Genomic DNA, 21,226 nt, shown 5'->3' with positions numbered 1-21,226 from the left:
AAAGCCCCTAGATTTTAAAATCTAGGGGCTTTTTCAATTATTTAATCAGGTTACCATCTTTATCAAAAAAGTGGTACTCTAAATATGTGTAAGCATCTCGGGGTAAAACTTTAACCCATTTTTTGTGTTCTAAAAACCATTTAGAACGAACAGATGGAAAGCCTTTAGTCAAAAAGGCCGCTATAAAAGGATGTGTGTTTAAGGTCACCTTTTTATAGTCTTTTTTAAATAGTCTTTCAAGATCTTGGTTGATTTTCTGCACTATTCCTATTGGTGCTTCTACTTCAGAACCGTTTAAACCGTCGGGATTTTCCTCTCGGGTTTTTATATTCATTTCTGGGCGTGTCCGTTGTCTTGTAATCTGTATCAGTCCAAATTTACTTGGGGGCAGTATTTTGTGTTTTGCCCTATCGTCCTTCATTTCATCACGAAGGTGATTGAACAGCTTCTGCCTGTTTTCAGACCTTGTCATGTCAATAAAATCAATTACGATAATGCCGCCCATATCGCGCAACCGCAGTTGGCGGGCAATTTCCGTAGCTGATATCATATTGACTTCTAAAGCTGTTTCCTCTTGGTTGTTTGATTTGTTAGATCTGTTACCGCTGTTTACGTCAATAACATGGAGGGCTTCAGTGTGTTCAATTACCAAATAGGCACCTTTTGTCATGGAAACGGTTTTTCCAAAAGAAGTTTTGATCTGTCTTTCAATCCCGAATTTTTCAAAAATCGGAACCTTGGATTGATACAATTTAACTATTGATTCTTTCTTTGGTGCAATCTCTTGCAAGTAATCTTTAATTTGGTAGTACAGTGTTTCGTCATCAACCGTGATACCAGTAAAGGTGTCATTGAATATGTCCCTCAAAATTGAGGAGGCCTTATTCATTTCTCCCAATACCTTACTGGGGTGATGTGCTCTGTACAGTTTTTTACACATTGCATTCCATCGATGGAGCAAATTCTGTAAATCTTTATCTAATTCGGCTACTTTTTTGCCTTGTGCTACAGTACGGACTATGATACCAAACCCTTGGGGCGTGATACTTTTTACCAGTCGTTTTAAGCGGTCTTTCTCTTCGCGCGATTCTATCTTTTGAGAGATAGAAATCCGGTTGGAAAAAGGCATTAAAACAATATATCTACCGGCTACGGACAACTCTGAAGTAATCCGAGGACCTTTGGTGGATATAGGTTCCTTTACTATCTGTACTAATAGCGATTGATTGGATTTGAGTGCATCGGCAATTTTGCCGTTTTTGTCAATATCCTTTTCAAATGGGAAGTTTTTTAAAGAAAAATCTTTTAGTTTACCTGTGCTTACACGTTTTGTGAATTTTAAAAGGGAAGGCAATTTGGGCCCTAAATCATGGTAGTGCAAAAATGCATCTTTATCATAACCCACATTAACAAATGCGGCATTTAGTCCCGGAACCGTTTTTCGTATTTTGGCGATAAACACGTCGCCAACCGAAAAATTGTTATCGTCCTCGTCCTTTTGCAATTCAATAAGTTTTCCATCTTTTAATAAGGCAAAATCAACAGCTTCTGAATTAGATCGAATAATCAATTCTTTATCCATTGTGTTAATTTTTTCCCGATAAATATCGGGAGGATTAAACTTAATTTTTACACAGGTCCCGATAATTATCGGGATTGCCGTGGAGTCCTTTTTTTAGAACTCATTTCAAAGAACTTGTAATTTTTTTAGAAATCCTTTTTGGGGGATTTTCAAATAAAAAAAGTAGCTTCTCTAACTACTTTTTCTATCTATTTTTTCTTTTTGTGACGGTTAGCGCGCCTACGTTTTTTTCTTTTGTGCGTCGCTACCTTATGTCTCTTGCGTTTTTTACCACTTGGCATAAATAGTGTCTTTTAAAATTATTGTTGTTTTATTTTACTTCCACGTTAGTTTTAACGCCCTCAACAAAAACTTTTGCAGGTTTAAATGCAGGAATGTTGTGAGCTGGAATCTTAATAGTAGTGTTTTTTGAGATGTTTCTACCCGTTTTTTCAGCTCTCGTTTTGATGATGAAGCTTCCAAAACCTCTCAAGTACACGTTGTCTCCACTTTCCAATGAAGTTTTTACTTCTTCCATAAATGTTTCAACAGTTGCTTGAACATCTCCTTTTTCAATTCCCAGTTTCTCTGAAATTTTTGCTACTAAATCAGCCTTCGTCATGTTTTAAAATTTTAATATTTGTTACTACTAATACTTTTGAAAGGGATGCAAATATATGCATTTAAATTTCAATAAATCAAACCTAAATCATTAAAATTTAAGATAATAAACGTTTATTTTAGCACTTCGTAGAACGCTAATGCATGTCTTTTTCTGAAATTTTAATACGCTGGTATTCAGGTAATAAGAGAAATCTCCCGTGGAGGAAAACACAAGAACCTTACCGAATCTGGCTTTCTGAAATTATTTTGCAGCAAACACAGGTCAAACAGGGGCTACCATATTATGAAGCTTTTGTTGACGAATTTCCAACGGTTTTTGAGCTTGCAAATGCCGATGAAAACGAGGTGCTAAAACTATGGCAAGGTTTGGGGTATTATTCCCGGGCACGCAACCTATATTTTACAGCAAAATATATCGCTAACGAACTGAATGGAGTCTTTCCCAATACCTATAAAGGACTTTTGAAATTGAAAGGCGTGGGCGATTATACAGCCAGTGCCATTGCATCCATTTGTTTTAACGAACCTACTGCCGTGGTGGACGGCAATGTGTATCGGTTCCTGTCCAGATATTTTGGGATTGAAACGGCCATAAATTCGACCGAAGGTACTAAAGAATTTAAGGCCTTGGCCCAGGAACTTATCGATCCTCAGAACCCGGCAACCTTTAATCAGGCGATTATGGAATTTGGCGCAAAACAGTGCCGGCCGAAAAATCCCGATTGTATGTTTTGTCCGTTTCAGGAAACCTGTGCGGCATTTACCAAAGGTACCATTGACCAACTACCCGTAAAGTTGAAAAAGCTTAAAGTAAAACAGCGTTGTTTTAATTTTTTGGTGTTTCTATCAGAAGACAAACAGACGGTTTTGGAACAACGTAAAGGCAAGGGCATTTGGCAAAATCTATATCAATTTCCTTTGATTGAAACCGATAAGATTTTGGATTATGATGCGTTTTTTGAAAAAGCCAAAACCCATCATCTTTTGAAAAATAAAAGGTTTGACTTGTATCAATATAATGATACCCCAAAAATCCATAAATTATCCCATCAGCATTTGAATACTTTGTTTTGGATTGTAAAAACGGACAATGTTTCCAATGGGATTTCTATTGATGATATTCAGAGTTATCCGGTGCCTATTTTGATCGGGAAGTTTATTGAGGGGTTTGAGTTTTAGTCAATTAATGTGTCTTTCAACGTTCTCAATAATTTAGTTAGACGAACGTCTTTTAAATTGGATATTCTATATTCACGATATAGTTTATATCCATCACGAAACGAGACTTCATAATCATTAAAATTCAAGGTTTCTATTTTTACGTGCTTTTGGTCCATCCGTAACCCAAAATTCACGGAACGAGAAAAGATTAAAGTGAGCATTGATGTCCCGATTCTGAAATATTGCCATTGATTACTTTTTTTCATTTCAACTATCAAATCAAGTATGGGAATCCACTTGTCAAAACCTCCATTATTAATGAGCATTTCATATCTCGCAATAGTTTCATCCCAAGAATTTTCGAAACGATTAATTATTTCTTGAGTTCTGTCATTAGTTATCATTTACAGGCTTTTATTAAATCCCAATCGACCAATATGGTTTTTGTATTCGGATTAAATTCAAATTCCGTAATTTTTTCTTTGCAATTCAATTTTAAATATTCCTTTTCAAGTTTATTAGTGTAATAGTATCCCAATAATTGCCCCCAACAATAAGTTGGATGGCAATTTTCTTTTTCTACATCAGAGAGTTTCTCATAGTTCTCTGTCGAAATATATTTGAAGGATGGCATCTCAAAACTTCCAATATTTATACTCCCTTTATTGAAATCAATATTTCTGATTTCTAATGACAAATCGATGTATGAAATAACTAAAACATCATTTTTAGCTCTGGATTCAAAAGGTAAGGAAAAATTTCCGTCAAAATCTGACCGAACACCTTCATTTGATTGTTTGAATTTAATAGTAACTCCGGGTAATGCCATTGAATCCATCAATATTTTCCCACTGACTTGACTGAATGTAGTATTTGTACAACCAAAGGAAATAATTATTAATATGTAATGTAATTTCTTCAAATGGGTTTATAAAAATATCGGTTATGTTTTCATTGCGAAATGTTAAGCGAGTGTCTGTGCTCCAAAAAGTAAATCTAGCAAAAATAGACTGCTATCTGAAAGAATAAAGCACTATTTTGAAATCCACTAGTTAATGTTTAGTTCTTCAAATATAATTTTGTTTTTCAACTAGTTAAAGTTCAATTGAGTGAATTATGCTTTTCATTGAGCGAAAGGCTTTTTTAATATGCATTGCTTTTAAGTATTTCTAGAATTGTAGGGATGTTTGGGTTAGCCAAAAGCTGGCGGATAGGTCCGCGTTAGGGATTGAACGGCCTGTTTGAGCTCCCCGACGGAGGAGGGAGCGAGTAGTGAAAGCCTGCCTGCCGGCAGGCAGGCCCGACCCCAACCGTAAGCGTCGGGGTAACGCCCAAAAAATGAACTTGCCTTAAATTATTCTTATTTTTTTACTAATTTTAGAACTATGAATTACGAATGCGTATTTTTGCGCTCTTAAATCAAAGAATCATGTCAGGAAGTTTAAATAAAGTGATGCTCATTGGGAATTTAGGCGATGCCGTAAAAATGCATTATTTTGAAGGTGGTGGCTGTATTGGGCGGTTTCCTTTGGCCACTAGTGAAACCTATATGAGTAAGCAAACCAACGAGCGTATTACCAATACCGAATGGCATAACATTGTGGTGCGCAATAAAGGTGCTGAGATTTGCGAAAAATATTTAAGCAAAGGCGATAAAATATATGTGGAGGGGCGTATAAAAACCCGAAAATGGACGGACGAGCAAGGTAACGATAGATACTCTACCGAAATACAGTGTACGGATTTTACCTTTTTAACGCCTAAAGGCGAAAGTGGAAGCAATGCCTCAAATACGTCCGCGCAATCCAATTCTGCTGTTAGCGAACCAAATGCCAATCCTCCGATTGCTGATGATAATGATGATCTTCCCTTCTAATGGAAACCGCATCAAAAGTTTAACTAAAACCAAAGTATTTGGACCCTGAACCCCCGAGTTTATTCACTTTCATTTTAGCAATTGATGTTTCAATTGTTTTTGGATTTGTATTGCTGTTTTTGCTCTTGTGCTGTTCCGCACTGATTTCTGGCGCTGAGGTGGCGCTTTTTTCATTGTCAAGAACGGACATAGATAACACCGCTGAAACCGAGGCCAAGCATATCAAAATAATATTACAATTATTGGAACGCCCCAAAAAACTGTTGGCCACCATTTTAGTAGCGAACAATTTTATAAATATTGCTGTGGTGATTTTGTTTGCCTATTTGGGGGATACCCTGTTTGGGAATGTGACGAACCCGACAGTAAAGTTTATTTTGGAAGTCATCGTCGTGACGTTTCTAATTTTATTGTTCGGGGAAATTTTACCGAAGATTTATGCTAGTAGAAACAACATGAAATTTGCAAGTGTTATGGCCTATCCCCTAAAAGTATTGGATGTGCTATTATCGCCAATAAGTTTGCCGATGAGAAGCGTAACATTGGCCATTCATAGTAAGTTGGGACGACAAAAGTCTAATTTAAGCGTGGATCAATTGTCCCATGCCTTGGAACTTACCGACCATGGTGACACTTCAAAAGAAGAGAAGAAAATTCTACAAGGTATCGTGTCGTTCGGTAATACAGATACCAAACAAGTGATGCGCCCACGGATTGATATTTTCGCTTTAAACACCGAACAGAAATACATCGAAATCCTACCTGAAATTGCTGAAAATGGATATTCGAGAATTCCGGTTTACGAAGACAATATAGATCAAATAAAAGGCATTCTTTATGTGAAGGATTTATTGCCCTATTTAGATCGAAAACAATTTAATTGGGTAAAGTTATTACGTGAACCCTTCTTCGTCCCGGAGAATAAAAAACTGGATGATTTGATGGCCGAATTTCAAGAGAAGAAGGTGCACTTGGCCGTTGTTGTAGATGAGTACGGTGGCACCTCAGGGCTGATTTCCTTGGAGGATATTATTGAAGAAATAGTTGGTGATATCAGTGATGAATTTGATGATGAGGATTTGAATTACTCCAAGCTTGATGACAACAACTACGTGTTTGAGGGCAAAACTGCACTAAAGGATTTTTATAAAGTCATCAAGTTGGAAGACGATTCTGTTTTTGAAGAGGAGAAAGGGGAGGCCGAAACCATTGCTGGCTTTGTTTTGGAAATTTCGGGTAGTTTCCCAAAACTGCAATCCAAAATATTTTTCAAAGATTACGTTTTTACTATTGAAGCGATGGACAAAAAGCGCATCAAGCGCGTAAAAGTGACAATAGTTTAATTATGAAGATACAGTTTTCCTTTATATTGGTGATTATGTTGATGTTGGTTTCCTGTAATGAGGATTATGTGCCAAAACCAAAAGCGTATTTAAGGTTGGATTATCCTGAGGTTACTTATAAAACACATAAATTTTCAAAAATGCCTGTTGCTTTTGAAATGAGCAGTTTGGTTGATGGTGTCTTAGTAAAACCTCTTCCGAGCACCACCGAGAGTTATGGTGCCAATTTGGATTACAAACCGTTGAAGGCCACCCTTTTCTTGACGTATAAAGCTATTGAAGGCGATGATAAAAACTTAAATGATTTTCTGCGCGATGCCCAAAAACTAACTTTAGAGCATACCAAAAAAGCTGATGAAATCCCTGCCTATCCTTATGAAAATGCACAACGGAAGGTTTACGGTATGCTGTCGGAAGTAAAAGGCAATGCTGCGTCGCCTGCGCAGTTTTATGTAACTGATAGTGTGAATCATTTTTTAACTGGCTCCCTTTATTTCAAAGCGAAGCCCAATTACGATTCTATTTTGCCTGCTGCCAACCATCTGATTAAAGATATCAAGCGGATTATGGAGACGGTGGAGTGGGAATGATTGGTCTGTGTTTTGGATTTATTGCCATGGAAGATGTTGAAAAAGCACTTCGACTGCGCTCAGTGTGACATTCATAGGTTATCCAAGCTGGCAATAAAAAAGCTCCCCGTTTCAGGAGAGCTTTATAATTTCAATACTTAATTTAAAAAACACTTAACGCTTTTGCGTTGATTCCTTTTAAACTGTCATTCCCGTGATTCCGATAGCTCCCGATAGCTATCGGGACGGGACGGGAAACAAAGTTCGGGGACTTAAGCTTTTTTAGCACAACATTCCTTTTTGCAATCGGCAGCGCAAGCCATTTTTTTTTCTGCCTTGCAACAGTCTTTTTTGCAGTCTGCTTTGCATGCCGTCTTTTTTGCCTCGCTTTTTTGACCAGAAAAATCATCAACCGTTTTCATGTCGCTTACCTTATAAATATCGGCCACGCTGGTTACGGTGTTTTCCAATGATGTAGGGTTTACTTTGGCTTCGTCATATTCCACCATGGCTAATCGTTTGTCAAAGTCTACTTTGGCATAGGTTACACCTTCCATTTTGGCAATTTTCTTTTCGATGGTAGCCGCACATCCAATGGCGCAGGTCATGCCGTCAACAGTAAATTCGGCCTTCGCGTAAGTAGCGTTTGGGTCTTTTTCTTTAGTAGAAGCAGTTTCAACCTCTATAGTTTTTACTTCGGGATTTGTGCTGTTTTTGCAATTAACAATAACAAATGCCATCAAGCAAATTCCTAAAAGATATGTTATGGTTTTCATATTTGTTTTGTTTAAAACTTATGGATACAAAACTACTAAATAATGGTAGTTATTGTTTTAAAAAATTACACTTTTGTGATAAATATAACAGTGATCGTTTATGCCTTCAGCTCATTTAAAATGGTTATATCTAATCATTCTTTCCATAATTTGGGGCAGTTCGTTCATCTTGATAAAGAAGGGATTGGTTGGGTTAACCCCTGTACAGTTGGGTGCTATCCGAATCATTTTTACTGCTTTTTTTCTGTTTATTGTTGCATTCAAAAGAATAAGGTCTATTGCCTTAAAAGATTGGAAATGGGTGATTCTTACTGGGCTTTTGGGGACTTTTTTTCCTGCTTTTCTCTTCGCTTTCGCGGAAACAGAAATCGATAGTGCAGTCGCCTCAATATTAAATTCATTAGTACCATTAAATACGATAATTTTAGGTGTATTCGTGTTTAGAATAAAATCTACCAAACGGCAGGTAATGGGTGTGTTTATCGGGCTATTGGGTACGTTGATGTTGATTTTTAACGGGGCGTCCATCAATCCCAGTCAAAATTATTTGTATGCCATTTTCGTCGTTATCGCCACTTTTATGTATGCGGCGAGTGTTAACATCCTGAAACGATATTTGCAAAACATGAATGCTTTGACCATAGCCGTGGGGAATTTTGCGGCCATTATCATTCCTTCACTTGTAATTTTGGTAGCCTCCGGTTTTTTTGAGGAAGCGGTGCTGACCTCCCCAAATCTGAAACCGGCATTATTTTATATGTTGATTTTATCCTTATTTGGTACGGCCATAGCAAAGGTGTTGTTCAACAAATTGGTGCATATTGCCACGCCGGTGTTTGCTTCATCTGTTACCTATTTAATGACCATTGTGGCCGTTTTTTGGGGGATTTTGGATGGCGAAAAATTTGGATCACTCCAAGCTTTAGCAACCATAATTATCTTATTGGGGGTGTATCTTGCCAATAAAAGAAAGTAGTCCTAAAGTAATTATTGGGGCAATAAATTATTAAAAGTCATTTTTTTTCCCGAAATTTAAGAAGTGTTTGATTCAATTTTTTGAAACAGTAGCCCTATTTCTTCATTTAATTTCAACATGTTTCAAACCAAAAATCACATCTGAAATCACAACCAAAAAAAATTCAAACAGATGAAAAATTTAATACTTCCCATTCGGTTCGGTTTAGTTACCAGCGCAGTTTTAATTGCCTATTTTTTAGTTTTGGCGCTTTTTAATAAGCACATTAATCCAGCTTTTAGTTTGGTAAATGCCGCTATTACGTTATTCGGTATTTATGAGGCCATTAGATTGAGCAAACTGGAAAATCCTGGGGCTTTTTCTTATGGTGAAGGATTCAAAATAGGGGTGGTTACGGGGTCTATCGCTACATTGGTATTTACCTTTTTCTTTCTGTTTTATGCAACCGAAATAAGCCCAAGCTTTTTACCTGCACTTTTAGACAATATTCATTGGGGTTTTAAATCCAACATAGGCATGATCGTATTCGTAGTGGCGATTATGGGGCTGTCCACGTCTGTAGTGGCATCGCTCACTGTAATGCAATTATTTAAGAGGAGTAATAATTTAGCCTAAAACGGACAAAACGTTTGTAGATTAATTAATTAGAAGTATATTTGCACCCGCCTTAAACGAATTAGGGCGGTTTTTTAATAAAATTAATTAATAAAAACGTTACGCTATGTACGCAGTTGTAGAGATAGCAGGGCATCAATTCAAAGTTGAGAAAGACCAAAAAGTTTTTGTTAATCGTTTACAGACAGAAGAAGGTAAGAAAGTAAGTTTCGATAACGTTCTTTTAATTGGAGATGGTGACAAAGTAACTGTTGGCGCCCCGGCTATAGACGGAGCACAGGTAAGTGCAAAAGTCTTAAAACACCTTAAAGGAGACAAGGTGATAGTTTTCAAGAAGAAAAGACGTAAAGGTTACCGCGTAAAGAACGGACACCGTCAGTATTTATCTGAAATCGTAATTGAAAACATTGTAGCTTCTGGAGCTAAGCCAGCTAAGAAGGCTGAGGCAAAGAAAGAAGCGAAAAAAGAAGCACCGAAAGCTAAGGCTGAAACTGCTGCCCCAAAAGCTGAGGAAACTCAAGATTTAAGCAAATTAACCGTTGCTCAATTGAAGGAGATGGCTAAAGCTAAAGGTATTGAAGGGATTTCTTCAATGAAAAAAGCAGATTTAATTGCAGCTTTAAGCTAGTTTAACAATATAAAATCGAAATAAAATGGCACATAAAAAGGGAGTCGGAAGTTCGAAAAACGGTAGAGAATCAGAATCGAAACGCCTTGGGGTTAAGATTTTTGGTGGACAAGCAGCAATTGCTGGAAACATTATCGTAAGACAAAGAGGAAATACGCACCACCCAGGTGAAAATGTATATTCTTCTAAAGATCATACATTACATGCCAAAGTTGATGGTATCGTAAAATTCACAAAGAAAAAAGATAACAAATCTTATGTTTCTATTGAGCCTTTTGAGGCGTAAGAAACTTTTCTTTAAAAAGTTAAAACCCTCTCTGTTTCCAGAGAGGGTTTTTTATTTGGGGTTTACTATATTTAAGGCAGTTTAATTGTAAAATATATGGAAGGCTATTCTGGAACGCCATTGGCAAAAAAGTTGGGCATTAAAAATGGATTCCAAATTTATGTGGTACATCCACCCAAAAACTACTATATGTTATTTCATGACTTACCGGAAAACATAATTGAAGCCCAGAACCCCAAAAAGGAGAAAGTAGATTTTATCCACGCCTTTTTCAAAACAATGGATGACCTGAAATCTGAACTTCCAAAATTGAAACTTCTACTTAAAAAGAATGGGTTGATTTGGGTGAGTTGGCCCAAAGGGAAATCAAATATCCCAACAGATTTGAACAGGGATATTATCCGAACCTATATGCTGAATGAAATAAAGTTGGTAGATGTAAAAGTAGCCGCAATTGATAAAGATTGGAGTGGACTGAAATTTGTGTACCGAAAAGAAGATCGAATTTAAACAGTTTCTTGTTTTTTCAAAATCTCACGAACAATTTTCAGGTGATGGTTGGTGTGCAATTCCAAAAATCGCATCGCTTGTTTTTTAGAAAGCATACCGAAAATATGGTGTTTAAAGTGAGCCGTTTCTTTTAATGCTTTGGTGTTTTCTAGCTGAGTTTTTGCTTTTTCAACTTGAGCGAGGAGCTCTGTTTCGGATATGCTCTCTGGGGGTAGAACAATTTTAGGGGCTTTAGCTCTTCCCCTTGGGATGAAGTTTAATCCAAACAAAACTAACCTCGTAAGATTAAAATCCTTTTTAAAAGGTTTTTTGTTGGTTCTGGCTAAAACACCCGTAATACCATTGACTACTTTTAGCGCATGATCCAATTGCCAGCCCACCGTAACCTGGGATACCGCCGTATTCTTTTTGTCCTTAAAAGGAATATGCGCCTCAATTTCTTGTAAGAGTTGGTGCACCCGCTCCGTTTTTTTACATTCCATGCTCTAATTTAGTGATATAAAATGAAAATAAATTATTAACTTTAGGGTATTGCATTTGCAATTTATGACCATGTTTGACTTTAAAATTTGTGCTTATGCTACCATTTAGATCAGAAATAAGGAATTCCCCGACGCAACCTACCATCAAGATTTTCTTGAGCGACGAATCTTTGGACGCACGTGTGAAAAAGCATTTGGAGCATTTCAAGGAAATTGAAGAGATTGAAATTCGGGAAAGTATCGGACAGAACAGAAGCAATGAAAATATTACCGTGTTCTTAAAGGAGGACGTGGATATTAATAAAATGAAACAATCCATTGATTCCAGCCTTTGGTGGTATTTTGAAGAAGATTTGGTGGACGAGTAAATACTTCTTTTTTATAGCCCTAAATACTTTCTTTTTTTAACACGCCTTAAGCAATAATTCCTATAGTATCTTTTTTATCTTTACCTTGATAAAAAAGAAACTATGCGATTTCTTAAACTTCTTTTGTTTTTTATTGTTTTTCAGGTGTCTGCCCAACAAGGCGGGATGTGGATTCCTTCTTTGTTAGAGGGGATGAATGAAACTGAAATGCAAAATTTGGGCAGTAAATTATCCGCAAAGGATATTTATGATATTAACAACTCAAGCCTTAAGGATGCTACAGGACACTTTAACGGGGGATGCACGAGTGAGGTTATTTCTCCCAAAGGATTGCTCCTTACAAATCATCATTGTGGTTATAGCCAAATTCAATCCCACTCTTCATTAGAAAATGATTATACAAAAAACGGTTTTTGGGCCATGTCTTTAAAGGACGAAATCCCAAATAAAGGCCTGTTTGTAGAGTTTATTGTGAGGATAGAGGACGTAACCGAAGCGGTACTTGAAGGCGTAACGGACGACTTGAATTCAAAAGAACGACAATCAAAAATTGACATTAACCGAAACAAGGTTGAAAAACGGGTAGAGAAAGAAGCATGGCAGGGAATAAAGATTAAACCCTTTTTCAAAGGAAATCAATATTTTCTGTTTGTTACGGAGCGGTTTGATGATATTCGCCTGGTTGGTGCCCCGCCGTCCAGTATCGGTAAGTTTGGTAGCGATACCGATAATTGGGTTTGGCCAAGACACACAGGAGACTTTTCTCTTTTTAGGATTTATGCGGATGAAAATAATAGGCCGGCGACTTACAGTGAAAAAAACGTGCCTTACACGCCCAAGCATTTCTTTCCAATTTCATTAGATGGTGTTGAAGAAAATGATTTTACAATGGTTTTTGGTTTCCCGGGCCGTACCAATGAATATTTGCCAGCAGTAGCCATTGAGCAGATTACCCAAAAATTGAACCCTGCGAGAATAGCCATTCGGGAGGCAGCTTTGAAAGTAATTGATGGGTACATGAAACAAAATGATGAAATACGAATTCAATATGCCTCTAAGCAGGCCCGAATGGCCAATTCCTGGAAAAAATGGATTGGTGAAAATCAAGGTATCCGGCGCAGTGGGGCAATTCAAATTAAGAATGAATTTCAGGATGAGTTTACAAAGGCATTGAAAGCCCAAGGGAAGACCGCCGAATATGGTGAAATCCTATCGGAATTTGAACAGCTTTATGGGCAATTTGAGGCTGTAAATGTCAAAAGGAATAGTTTCATTGAGGTGTTTTTAAGAACCAATGAGCTCATGCAAATGATGTTCCGTATGGCGCAAATGGAGAATGCAACTGGCAATGGGAAAGAAGCTTTTGAAAAGGCCAGAACGGCAATGATCAATAGATTAAAAGGGATTCATAAAAATTATAATGTAGATTTGGATAGGGGTGTGTTTGAAGCTGTGATGCCATTGTATACAACAGATGTTGATGTTTCAATTTATGACCAAACAGCGTTTACAGATTTGGATAAGGCACTGGAATTATTGGAAGGCAATTCTAAAACCGTTTTAAAGAAATTAAATGCCGATCCGGCCTACAAATATGCCAAACCAATGGTTTTGGAATTTTTTATGAACATTGAGCCTAAATTTCAGGAAATTAATACTCAAATAAATGAAATTCAAAAACAATACATGGCTGCACTCATGGATGTTATGCCTGAGGAACCTTATTTCCCTGATGCTAATGGTACCTTGCGGGTTACTTATGGGAAAGTAAAAGGATATTCGCCTAGAGATGCTGTGTACTATCATCCTACGACTTTTTTGGACGGTGTGATAGAAAAATATATTCCTGGCGATTACGAATTTGATGTGCCAGAAAAGTTAAGAGCGTTATACAGCACAAATGATTATGGCCAATACGCCGATAAAGATGGCAAATTGCCAGTATGTTTCCTTGGTACAAACCACACCACTGGAGGTAATTCCGGAAGCCCAGCTATTGATGCTGAAGGAAATCTGGTGGGTTTAAACTTTGATCGCGTTTGGGAAGGTACAATGAGCGATATTTACTATGATCCTGAGATATGTAGAAATATCATGGTAGACTTAAGGTATGTTCTTTTCGTCATTGATAAATTTGCTGGAGCCAAGCATCTTGTTGATGAAATGCACTTGGTACATCCAAAAAGCGATTAGGTTAAACATACCTGCAAACACTTTCGCTAAACAATATTGTTTGATGGGTTTGAGTTATGATAATAATTCAACCCCATTTTTATTAGGTCAGTAGTGCTCATATCGATTTTAATTATGTTTTTTGGTTGCCATGAAACTAAAAAAACCGAAGCTATTGAAAACATACCTCAATTGGCTACTGTAAAGAAAAAATTTGTCGATTTCCCGATTTTAGATAGTTTAAAATTAGGCATTAATTTTAACAAAACAGGGGACTACGCCGTTTTGAAAACTAATATTCTTTCCAAAAGAGCTGGCTTCAGAGAATTGTATATTGAAGCGCCTGATAAGGCAATAGACAGCGCTTCCAATTTTCTTTACAATGAATTACTAAATAATTTAGTCCCACATTGGTACGGTACTGGCTGGGATTTTAACGGGCATACCAATACACCCAATGAGGGGCACATTGCCTGCGGTTATTTCGTGTCTACAACTTTGAAACATTTGGGGTTTAACTTGAACCGCTATAAGATGGCACAACAAGCTGGTTTAATAGAAGCACTGGTTTTGCAAGCAAAAAATGAATTAAAACAATTTTCAAATGTGACTTTTAATGATTTAAAGCGCAAATTGAATATGATTTATGATGATGGAATTTACTTTGTAGGGTTGGATAACCATGTAGGTTATATTTTGATAAAGGATCATGAGCTTTACTTTTTGCATTCAAGTTATTATGATGACAAAGTGATAATTGAGCTTGCTGAAACTTCCCCCTGTTTTATCTCAAAATATTACGTTTTTGCTGAAATTACAACCAATAAAGATTTAATGCGAAAATGGATATTGAATGAAAGATTAATAATCCCAAGTTCCTGATGAAGCGAGTACTATTTACTGCAATCTTGATGACGTTTTGCACAGTTTATTGTCAATCAAAACCAATAACCAATACCGTGCATGTATTCGTAGCTTTATGCGATAACGCCAATCAAGGTATTGTGCCAGTTCCTGCTAAATTGGGTAACGGGCAGGATCCCAAAAATAATTTGTATTGGGGTGCCATGTTTGGTTTGAAAAGCTATTTTAAGCGTAGCAAAGATTGGGTATTTATATCTTCTGTAAAAAATCCCCAACCCCATATTTTAGAACGTGTACTGTTTAAACATTCAACCGCAAATACGTGTTTATTGGCGGACGCCTATGATGGCCAGTATATAAAAAATGCGATTAAAGATTTCTTGGAAGCCACAGCTGGGAGAAACACGGTGTCCATTGAACATGGAACGAAACGGCTAAAATTTGGTGGAGCCTCAAATTTATTGGCTTACATTGGGCATGACGGCTTAATGGAATTTGATGTTAAAGGTGAATTTGAACCGATAAATAATAAACAAAGGGACGCCATCATCCTGGCCTGTGTTAGTAAAGATTATTTCAAACCCTATTTGGAAGAAACAAAAGCAAACCCCTTATTGTGGAGCACTGGATTGATGTCTCCCGAAGCCTATACTTTAAAGTGGGCCTTGGATGGTTGGGTTTTGAGTGAAACTGACTCGGAAATTCGGGAACGGGCTGCTAAAGCTTATCATAATTACCAAAAATGCGGTATCAATGGTGCAAGACGATTATTGGTTACTGGATGGTAATATCGCCAATATCCAAATATTTTAGCACATCGTTGATACACCTTTCTAAATCGTTTGTTACTTCTTTTGACCAAAAACGGAATACCGTAAAACCCAGGTCTTCCAACTGCCGATTCACCTCTTTATCCCGTTGCATATTGCGCTCAATTTTCGGGATCCAAAATCCGCGATTGGTTTTTAGCTTAGGTTTGCGTTCGTTCCAATTGTAGCCGTGCCAATATTCCCCATCAATAAAAATGGCCAATCTGTATTTTTTGATGGACACATCGGGTTTCCCTGGAAGGGTTTTGCTGTCCACCCGATAGCGCACCCCTTTTTTCCAAAGTGCCTTTCGGAAAAGCAGTTCCGGTTTTGTGTTTTTACCCCTAATTTTGCTCATCATTTTTGAGCGTTTTTTAGTGGTATAAAAACCGGATTCCTCGTTGAACCTTGGGACTTTTATTTTGCTATCTTCGTAATTACTTGACATCAATTAAAATTAATTAATTATGAATGATATTCAAAGAGAAAGAATATTGCATAATGCTAAAGAGTTTTTTAGAAATGAAATAGTTCATGCTCACCTTGATGGTGCGGTTAATAGAGCAAGTTCTTTGAAATCATATAAGATAAATCCATTCTTGTTGGCCTATTTAGCTAATTTTTTGGAAGGAAATTCCACTCCACGTAGTTTTGCTAAGGCCCTTTTGTACCCAAGGCTTTTAAGCACTTCGATTACCACGACTTTTGGTAGTAAAGTTCAGAAAATGATTTCAGAATTGTTTGATGGAATGATGGGTAGTGTGGTTCAGGGTATTGATATCGAATTTATTGATGCACTTGACGGTAGAAAAAAGTATTGTCAAATTAAATCTGGCCCAAATACAATAAATAAGGACGACGTGAAAACTGTGACAGACCATTTTCAGGCTGTTAAAAATTTGGCTAGAACAAATAATTTGGATGTTAGATTGGGTGATATGGTGGTAGGTGTTTTATACGGAAATGAAAATGAATTAAGTACTCATTACAAGAACATCCATAAAGAATTTCCAGTCATGGTTGGAAAAGAGTTTTGGTTCCATCTTACTGGAGAAGAGGACTTTTATTTCAAATTGTCCAATGCGGTTGGAGAGGTTGCCCTTGAAATTGATGGATCCAAAATTCTTGAGCAGGCAATTTCTAAGTTGGCAAAAGAAATTGAAGAAGTATATCCATCGAGTACTTTCAATAAATAATATGCGTCTAAATTGCTACTAATTTTTCACCATTTATTTTGAGTTGATTTAACTCTACTTTGTTCAAAAAAGATATAATTGAATATCCAATTTCCTTAGCCAAATTTACTGGTACTGCGTTCCCAATCTGTTTGTACTGTTGAGATACCGAACCTTCGAAAACCCATTCGTCGGGGAAGGTTTGTATCCTTGCATATTCTCTTACCGTAAAAGGCCTAGTTTCGTCTGGGTGGCATCGCTCGGTTTGTTTTTGGGCTGGGCTGCAAGTAAGGGTTAAGCATGGTTCGTCCCAGCCAATGCGCCTGGCCATTCCTGTTTTTCCTCCGCCTAAATAAAAACTCTTTTGCATATATTCCTTCTGAATATCGAGTGGCAAATCCCGCCAATAACCTTTCGGAGGTACTAAATCTAAAACTCTTTTTTTATGTTCTGGATATTTGGATCCTTCAGATTTTGGAACATTCTTCTCAAACAATTTACCTTTTTTCAGGGCATCTTTTAAAGTGTATATTTCGGAAAAGGGTTTAGGGTAGTTATATGTAATATCAATATCTTTTCTAATGGCTACTAAAATGAGGCGCTCTCTTTTTTGAGGCACATTGTAATGGATGGCTTTTAAAACTTTGACGGGCGTTACCACATTATATCCTATTTCATCTAAAATTGAAATCATGCCATCTAAAGTTTTTCCACCGTCATGGCTCAATAAACCTCGGACATTTTCTCCAACACAAATTTTTGGTTGGGTTTCCTGGACAGCTCTTGCAAATTCATAGAACAACGTGCCACGAGCGTCTTCAAGCCCTAGTTTTTTTCCGGCATAACTAAAAGCTTGGCATGGGAAGCCACCAGTAACAATATCGACTTGACCATTAAAATCCGTGAAGTCTATATTTCTAACATCGTCCTCTATCACATCCCACTCCGGACGATTTTTTCTTAATGTTTTACAGGCCCATTTATCATTTTCGTTTAATGCCTTGCATTTAATGCCTGCTTGTTCCAAGCCAATGGCTAAGCCTCCTGCGCCTGCAAAAAGCTCCAGTACGTTATAATCTTTTTGGGGATTTACAAAATTTCCAACATCAATGGTATTGAAATAAGATTTGAATTCTGGAAATATTTCTAACTGTTCTTTTTTATAAACCCGGTAGTTGCTCATGGGCTCACGAACAGCTTTTAGCTTATCTTCGTTGTCCCATCGTCTTAAAGTTTCAGGGTTTTTACCCAGTATTTCTGCGGCCTCGGAAACAGAATAGTAATTTTTTATAACCATATTATACAACCTTATATATGGTTATAAATATATGAGGTTATTTTTAATTAGAAAAGAAGAATTTGACTAATTATTAAACTGGTTTTTAACAACGTGAAAATGTTGTCTTTTGCGTTTTTCCGCGTTAGGGATTGAACGGCCTGTTTGAAATCCCCGACGCAGGAGGGATTGAGTAGTGAAAGCCCGACCCCTTGTGGGGAACGCCCAAATAAAAAAAATCCCAAACAGTGTTGCTTGGGATTTGATTGTTATTATTTGGAATTTGAGATTCCTCCCGATAGCTATCGGGGTCAAAGGAATTCTTAATACCTATAGTGCTCAGGCTTATAAGGCCCCTGGACCGATACACCAATGTACGCTGCCTGGTCTTCTTTAAGTTCTGTAAGCTCCACTCCAATTTTTTCTAAATGCAGTTTTGCTACTTTTTCATCCAAATGCTTTGGAAGCATATAAACTTCGTTGTTATAGGCATCTGCATTGTTCCAAAGCTCAATTTGCGCCAAGGTTTGGTTGGTAAACGAGTTACTCATCACAAAACTTGGGTGGCCGGTGGCGCAACCTAAGTTTACCAAACGCCCTTCGGCAAGTATGATAATATCTTTACCGTCAACGGTATATTTATCAACTTGAGGTTTGATGGTGTTTTTGGTATGGCCGTAGTTGTCGTTTAGCCAAGCCATTTGAATTTCATTGTCAAAGTGCCCAATATTACAAACGATGGTTTTGTCCTTCATCGCCTTAAAATGCTCGGCACGCACAATATCCTTGTTTCCGGTAGTGGTGATAACGATATCAGAATTAGCAACTACGGTTTCCAATTTTTTTACTTCAAAACCGTCCATGGCGGCCTGTAAGGCACAGATTGGATCAATTTCGGTAACGGTTACAATACTTCCGGCACCTTTAAAAGATGCGGCAGTACCTTTGCCAACATCGCCATAACCGCAAACTGTAACGCGTTTTCCAGCCAACATTACATCCGTAGCCCGACGAATGGCATCCACGGCACTTTCTTTACATCCGTATTTATTATCGAACTTTGATTTTGTAACAGAATCGTTTACGTTAATTGCAGGCATTGGTAGGGTTCCGTTTTTTACACGTTCGTACAGCCTGTGAACACCTGTGGTCGTTTCTTCTGATAAACCATTAATTCCTGCAGCCAATTCAGGGTATTTGTCCAATACCATATTGGTTAAATCGCCACCGTCATCCAAAATCATGTTGAGTGGTTGTCTGTCTTCTCCAAAGAAAAGCGTTTGCTCGATACACCAGTCAAATTCTTCTTCTGTCATGTCTTTCCAAGCGTAAACTGCCGTTCCGGCGGCGGCAATAGCTGCTGCGGCCTGATCTTGAGTTGAAAAGATGTTGCAGGAGCTCCAGGTCACTTCTGCGCCCAAAGCTTGTAAAGTTTCAATCAAAACGGCCGTTTGAATAGTCATGTGTAAACAGCCTGCAATTCTTGCACCTTTTAATGGCTGGGAGTTTTTGTACTCTTCGCGCAAACTCATTAAGCCTGGCATTTCGGCTTCGGCCAACTCTATTTCTTTTCTTCCCCAATCGGCTAAAGTGATATCCTTTACTTTGTGGGCAACGTATGGAATTGTTTTCGTACTCATAGTAACTTTTTCTTAAATTTAAAAACCTAAAGTTGATTGGGATTCGTGGTTAATTTGGTTAATTTCGCTTACCAAATGAACAACCCATTTCAGGCGGTGCAAAGATAACCAATAACTTTCGGAAAATTAAATGCCTTTATATAAAACCATTACGCCAAATTCACAAACTACTGTTAAAATCTGGAAGATTAGCGAATCTTTTGAGGATCTGATGTCGCGAGTGGATTTAAAACCCATTGCATTGGAACGCGTAATGGGCATGAAAAGTGAATTGCACCAACGGGGTTTTTTAAGTGTGAGGTGCCTCTTGAGGGAGTTAGGCTATACCGATAAAGATTTATTTTATGACGATTGTGGGAAACCGCATTTAAAGGACGGCAAGCAGATTTCGATAACGCATTCGTTTCAATTTTCGGCAGTAATCATTAGCGATTTGATTGTGGGTATTGATATCGAAAAGCAACGCGAAAAAATAAAGCGGATTGCCCATAAATTTATTGATTATGAACAGGATTATTTGGCCAGTGAAGCTGACGACTACGTTAAAAAACTCACATTGATTTGGTGTGTAAAGGAGTCGTTATACAAGTTATATTGCACTCCCGGATTGAGTTTTAAAGACCATTGTTTGGTGATTCCTTTTAATATTAACGATACCGAAACTATAGCTTGGATTGACTATCAAGAGAAAAAAAACCGCTACAATGTTGAGTTTTTGGAGTTTGAAGGTTTTACTTGCGCCTATGCCATTGCCTAATGCAGATTTATCAAAACATATTGGATGCTATTGCTGATGGCGAAAGGTTGTTGGCTGTGTTGATTGACCCGGACAAGTTTTCTCTGTCAAACACTGGTCATTTTATGGAGAAGGTGAATCGTTCCATAGCCACTCATGTTTTTGTTGGAGGTAGTACCGGAGATGGAAATGCTACTCATATTTTAGTCGATAAGATTAGGAATGAGACTGATTTGCCGGTAGTACTTTTTCCTGGTGATGTCAGTCAAATAACGGATAGCGCTCAAGCCATTTTGTTTTTGTCCTTAATTTCAGGTCGGAATCCCGAGTATTTGATTGGCAAGCATGTGCAGTCTGTTTCAAAACTAAGAAACTCCAAATTAGAAGTGATTCCAACAGGATATATTTTGATTGATGGCGGAAAGCAAACGGCTGTTGAAACTGTAACATCAACTGGCCCCATACCAAGAAAGCATATTCAAAATATAGTTGATACTGCCAAAGCAGGAGAACTTTTGGGTATGAAATTGATATATTTAGAGGCGGGAAGTGGCGCAAAATATCCAGTTTCAGAAGACATTATTAGAATGGTAAAAAGTGATTTAAAAATACCTTTGATTGTTGGCGGTGGTATTAAAAGCAAATTTCGGTTACGCCAAGCATTTAAGGCCGGGGCGGATATGGTTGTAATTGGAACGGCTTTTGAGGAGAATGATTCTTTTTTTGATGAATTAAAATAGTAAAGTATAACAGTTTCTCTCCTTAGGAGAGATGAAGAG

25 protein-coding genes are annotated in these 21,226 nt (G+C 37.5%); 16 read left to right on the top strand and 9 right to left on the bottom strand.

The window, feature by feature from the left end; genetic code table 11:
* Positions 1-37: 37 nt before the first annotated feature.
* Together H7U19_RS07510 and H7U19_RS07505 are read right to left on the bottom strand one after the other, a co-directional pair.
* Positions 38-1,582, bottom strand: coding sequence for an Rne/Rng family ribonuclease (locus H7U19_RS07510; protein ID WP_186560836.1), 1,545 nt, complete (start codon positions 1,580-1,582; stop codon positions 38-40).
* Positions 1,583-1,892: 310 nt separating this feature from the next.
* Positions 1,893-2,183 carry an HU family DNA-binding protein gene (locus H7U19_RS07505; protein WP_042242127.1) on the bottom strand — a complete coding sequence of 97 codons (291 nt, stop codon included), beginning with the start codon at positions 2,181-2,183 and terminating at the stop codon, positions 1,893-1,895.
* A 143-nt stretch (positions 2,184-2,326) separates the two neighbouring features.
* Here H7U19_RS07505 and mutY point away from each other — a divergent pair, with 143 nt between their 5' ends.
* Positions 2,327-3,364 carry an A/G-specific adenine glycosylase gene (mutY, locus tag H7U19_RS07500; RefSeq protein ID WP_186560834.1) on the top strand — a complete coding sequence of 346 codons (1,038 nt, stop codon included), beginning with the start codon at positions 2,327-2,329 and terminating at the stop codon, positions 3,362-3,364.
* Here mutY and H7U19_RS07495 read toward each other — a convergent pair.
* Together H7U19_RS07495 and H7U19_RS07490 are read right to left on the bottom strand one after the other, a co-directional pair.
* Positions 3,361-3,750, bottom strand: coding sequence for a hypothetical protein (locus H7U19_RS07495; protein ID WP_186560832.1), 390 nt, complete (start codon positions 3,748-3,750; stop codon positions 3,361-3,363). The genes mutY and H7U19_RS07495 overlap by 4 nt on opposite strands.
* A complete protein-coding gene (locus H7U19_RS07490) occupies positions 3,747-4,268 on the bottom strand; it encodes a carboxypeptidase-like regulatory domain-containing protein (RefSeq protein ID WP_186560830.1) in 522 nt (173 codons plus the stop codon). The genes H7U19_RS07495 and H7U19_RS07490 overlap by 4 nt, the downstream gene beginning before the upstream one ends.
* 507 nt (positions 4,269-4,775) lie before the next feature.
* Between H7U19_RS07490 and H7U19_RS07485 the strand changes: the two genes are divergently transcribed.
* The 3 genes from H7U19_RS07485 to gldD are packed head-to-tail and all read left to right on the top strand — an operon-like array spanning position 4,776 to position 7,155.
* Positions 4,776-5,222 carry a single-stranded DNA-binding protein gene (locus tag H7U19_RS07485; protein ID WP_186560829.1) on the top strand — a complete coding sequence of 149 codons (447 nt, stop codon included), beginning with the start codon at positions 4,776-4,778 and terminating at the stop codon, positions 5,220-5,222.
* Between the two features lie 38 nt (positions 5,223-5,260).
* Entirely contained in the window at positions 5,261-6,565 is a 1,305-nt protein-coding gene (locus tag H7U19_RS07480) for a gliding motility-associated protein GldE (protein ID WP_186560827.1), read from the top strand.
* Between the two features lie 2 nt (positions 6,566-6,567).
* On the top strand, positions 6,568-7,155 hold the full coding sequence (gene gldD / locus H7U19_RS07475) for a gliding motility lipoprotein GldD (protein WP_186560825.1): 588 nt from the start codon (positions 6,568-6,570) through the stop codon (positions 7,153-7,155).
* A 251-nt stretch (positions 7,156-7,406) separates the two neighbouring features.
* Here the strand turns inward: gldD and H7U19_RS07470 are convergent, their stop codons facing one another.
* The gene (locus H7U19_RS07470) at positions 7,407-7,910 is read right to left on the bottom strand and encodes a heavy-metal-associated domain-containing protein (protein WP_186560823.1); all 504 of its coding nucleotides are present in this window, start codon (positions 7,908-7,910) and stop codon (positions 7,407-7,409) included.
* 100 nt (positions 7,911-8,010) lie between these two features.
* Here H7U19_RS07470 and H7U19_RS07465 point away from each other — a divergent pair, with 100 nt between their 5' ends.
* The 5 genes from H7U19_RS07465 (at position 8,011) to H7U19_RS07445 (ending at position 10,925) form a co-directional block, all read left to right on the top strand.
* The gene (locus H7U19_RS07465) at positions 8,011-8,886 is read left to right on the top strand and encodes a DMT family transporter (protein WP_186560821.1); all 876 of its coding nucleotides are present in this window, start codon (positions 8,011-8,013) and stop codon (positions 8,884-8,886) included.
* Between the two features lie 171 nt (positions 8,887-9,057).
* Positions 9,058-9,501, top strand: coding sequence for a DUF4199 domain-containing protein (locus tag H7U19_RS07460; protein ID WP_186560819.1), 444 nt, complete (start codon positions 9,058-9,060; stop codon positions 9,499-9,501).
* Between the two features lie 106 nt (positions 9,502-9,607).
* Positions 9,608-10,129, top strand: coding sequence for a 50S ribosomal protein L21 (gene rplU / locus H7U19_RS07455; RefSeq protein ID WP_186560817.1), 522 nt, complete (start codon positions 9,608-9,610; stop codon positions 10,127-10,129).
* Positions 10,130-10,154: 25 nt separating this feature from the next.
* Positions 10,155-10,415 carry a 50S ribosomal protein L27 gene (gene rpmA / locus H7U19_RS07450; protein WP_076698461.1) on the top strand — a complete coding sequence of 87 codons (261 nt, stop codon included), beginning with the start codon at positions 10,155-10,157 and terminating at the stop codon, positions 10,413-10,415.
* Between the two features lie 96 nt (positions 10,416-10,511).
* Entirely contained in the window at positions 10,512-10,925 is a 414-nt protein-coding gene (locus H7U19_RS07445; protein WP_186560815.1) for a DUF3052 domain-containing protein, read from the top strand.
* Here the strand turns inward: H7U19_RS07445 and H7U19_RS07440 are convergent.
* Positions 10,922-11,407, bottom strand: coding sequence for a DUF1569 domain-containing protein (locus H7U19_RS07440; RefSeq protein WP_186560813.1), 486 nt, complete (start codon positions 11,405-11,407; stop codon positions 10,922-10,924). The genes H7U19_RS07445 and H7U19_RS07440 overlap by 4 nt on opposite strands.
* A gap of 95 nt (positions 11,408-11,502) precedes the next feature.
* Here H7U19_RS07440 and H7U19_RS07435 point away from each other — a divergent pair, with 95 nt between their 5' ends.
* The 4 genes from H7U19_RS07435 (at position 11,503) to H7U19_RS07420 (ending at position 15,599) form a co-directional block, all read left to right on the top strand.
* Positions 11,503-11,775 (top strand): hypothetical protein, encoded by a 273-nt coding sequence (locus tag H7U19_RS07435; protein WP_186560811.1) that lies wholly within the window; start codon positions 11,503-11,505, stop codon positions 11,773-11,775.
* Positions 11,776-11,877: 102 nt separating this feature from the next.
* Complete coding sequence (locus H7U19_RS07430; protein WP_186560809.1) at positions 11,878-13,968, top strand: S46 family peptidase; 2,091 nt, start codon at positions 11,878-11,880, stop codon at positions 13,966-13,968.
* Between the two features lie 114 nt (positions 13,969-14,082).
* Positions 14,083-14,829 (top strand): hypothetical protein, encoded by a 747-nt coding sequence (locus tag H7U19_RS07425; protein WP_186560807.1) that lies wholly within the window; start codon positions 14,083-14,085, stop codon positions 14,827-14,829.
* On the top strand, positions 14,829-15,599 hold the full coding sequence (locus H7U19_RS07420; RefSeq protein ID WP_186560805.1) for a hypothetical protein: 771 nt from the start codon (positions 14,829-14,831) through the stop codon (positions 15,597-15,599). Before H7U19_RS07425 ends, H7U19_RS07420 begins: the two co-directional genes overlap by 1 nt.
* Here the strand turns inward: H7U19_RS07420 and H7U19_RS07415 are convergent.
* Entirely contained in the window at positions 15,586-16,068 is a 483-nt protein-coding gene (locus tag H7U19_RS07415; RefSeq protein WP_186560803.1) for a very short patch repair endonuclease, read from the bottom strand. The genes H7U19_RS07420 and H7U19_RS07415 overlap by 14 nt on opposite strands.
* Before the next feature lie 19 nt (positions 16,069-16,087).
* Between H7U19_RS07415 and H7U19_RS07410 the strand changes: the two genes are divergently transcribed.
* Complete coding sequence (locus tag H7U19_RS07410; protein WP_186560801.1) at positions 16,088-16,816, top strand: PmeII family type II restriction endonuclease; 729 nt, start codon at positions 16,088-16,090, stop codon at positions 16,814-16,816.
* 7 nt (positions 16,817-16,823) lie between these two features.
* On the opposite strand, the gene dcm is transcribed toward H7U19_RS07410, so the two are convergent.
* Positions 16,824-18,092: a DNA (cytosine-5-)-methyltransferase gene (gene dcm, locus H7U19_RS07405; protein ID WP_186560800.1), complete on the bottom strand. Its 1,269-nt coding sequence runs from the start codon at positions 18,090-18,092 to the stop codon at positions 16,824-16,826.
* Between the two features lie 302 nt (positions 18,093-18,394).
* Entirely contained in the window at positions 18,395-19,711 is a 1,317-nt protein-coding gene (ahcY, locus tag H7U19_RS07400; RefSeq protein ID WP_186560798.1) for an adenosylhomocysteinase, read from the bottom strand.
* Between the two features lie 130 nt (positions 19,712-19,841).
* On the opposite strand from ahcY, the gene H7U19_RS07395 reads away from it, so the two are divergent.
* Entirely contained in the window at positions 19,842-20,468 is a 627-nt protein-coding gene (locus H7U19_RS07395; RefSeq protein WP_186560796.1) for a 4'-phosphopantetheinyl transferase family protein, read from the top strand.
* Positions 20,468-21,187 (top strand): phosphoglycerol geranylgeranyltransferase, encoded by a 720-nt coding sequence (locus tag H7U19_RS07390; RefSeq protein WP_186560788.1) that lies wholly within the window; start codon positions 20,468-20,470, stop codon positions 21,185-21,187. The genes H7U19_RS07395 and H7U19_RS07390 overlap by 1 nt, the downstream gene beginning before the upstream one ends.
* Positions 21,188-21,226 lie beyond the last annotated feature (39 nt).

Source organism: Hyunsoonleella aquatilis, assembly GCF_014270105.1.
Taxonomy (GTDB): Bacteria; Bacteroidota; Bacteroidia; order Flavobacteriales; family Flavobacteriaceae; genus Jejuia; species Jejuia aquatilis.
The sequence above is the reverse complement of the archived record's forward strand: the minus strand, read 5'-3'. Positions and strand labels throughout refer to the sequence as shown.

Coding starts and splice junctions, on each gene's coding strand:
- H7U19_RS07510 (WP_186560836.1), bottom strand. CDS start 1,582: ATGGATAAAGAATTGATTATTCGATCTAATTCAGAAGCTGTTGATTTT.
- H7U19_RS07505 (WP_042242127.1), bottom strand. CDS start 2,183: ATGACGAAGGCTGATTTAGTAGCAAAAATTTCAGAGAAACTGGGAATT.
- mutY (WP_186560834.1), top strand. CDS start 2,327: ATGTCTTTTTCTGAAATTTTAATACGCTGGTATTCAGGTAATAAGAGA.
- H7U19_RS07495 (WP_186560832.1), bottom strand. CDS start 3,750: ATGATAACTAATGACAGAACTCAAGAAATAATTAATCGTTTCGAAAAT.
- H7U19_RS07485 (WP_186560829.1), top strand. CDS start 4,776: ATGTCAGGAAGTTTAAATAAAGTGATGCTCATTGGGAATTTAGGCGAT.
- gldD (WP_186560825.1), top strand. CDS start 6,568: ATGAAGATACAGTTTTCCTTTATATTGGTGATTATGTTGATGTTGGTT.
- H7U19_RS07470 (WP_186560823.1), bottom strand. CDS start 7,910: ATGAAAACCATAACATATCTTTTAGGAATTTGCTTGATGGCATTTGTT.
- H7U19_RS07465 (WP_186560821.1), top strand. CDS start 8,011: ATGCCTTCAGCTCATTTAAAATGGTTATATCTAATCATTCTTTCCATA.
- H7U19_RS07460 (WP_186560819.1), top strand. CDS start 9,058: ATGAAAAATTTAATACTTCCCATTCGGTTCGGTTTAGTTACCAGCGCA.
- rplU (WP_186560817.1), top strand. CDS start 9,608: ATGTACGCAGTTGTAGAGATAGCAGGGCATCAATTCAAAGTTGAGAAA.
- rpmA (WP_076698461.1), top strand. CDS start 10,155: ATGGCACATAAAAAGGGAGTCGGAAGTTCGAAAAACGGTAGAGAATCA.
- H7U19_RS07445 (WP_186560815.1), top strand. CDS start 10,512: ATGGAAGGCTATTCTGGAACGCCATTGGCAAAAAAGTTGGGCATTAAA.
- H7U19_RS07440 (WP_186560813.1), bottom strand. CDS start 11,407: ATGGAATGTAAAAAAACGGAGCGGGTGCACCAACTCTTACAAGAAATT.
- H7U19_RS07435 (WP_186560811.1), top strand. CDS start 11,503: ATGCTACCATTTAGATCAGAAATAAGGAATTCCCCGACGCAACCTACC.
- H7U19_RS07430 (WP_186560809.1), top strand. CDS start 11,878: ATGCGATTTCTTAAACTTCTTTTGTTTTTTATTGTTTTTCAGGTGTCT.
- H7U19_RS07425 (WP_186560807.1), top strand. CDS start 14,083: ATGTTTTTTGGTTGCCATGAAACTAAAAAAACCGAAGCTATTGAAAAC.
- H7U19_RS07420 (WP_186560805.1), top strand. CDS start 14,829: ATGAAGCGAGTACTATTTACTGCAATCTTGATGACGTTTTGCACAGTT.
- H7U19_RS07415 (WP_186560803.1), bottom strand. CDS start 16,068: ATGTCAAGTAATTACGAAGATAGCAAAATAAAAGTCCCAAGGTTCAAC.
- H7U19_RS07410 (WP_186560801.1), top strand. CDS start 16,088: ATGAATGATATTCAAAGAGAAAGAATATTGCATAATGCTAAAGAGTTT.
- dcm (WP_186560800.1), bottom strand. CDS start 18,092: ATGGTTATAAAAAATTACTATTCTGTTTCCGAGGCCGCAGAAATACTG.
- ahcY (WP_186560798.1), bottom strand. CDS start 19,711: ATGAGTACGAAAACAATTCCATACGTTGCCCACAAAGTAAAGGATATC.
- H7U19_RS07395 (WP_186560796.1), top strand. CDS start 19,842: ATGCCTTTATATAAAACCATTACGCCAAATTCACAAACTACTGTTAAA.
- H7U19_RS07390 (WP_186560788.1), top strand. CDS start 20,468: ATGCAGATTTATCAAAACATATTGGATGCTATTGCTGATGGCGAAAGG.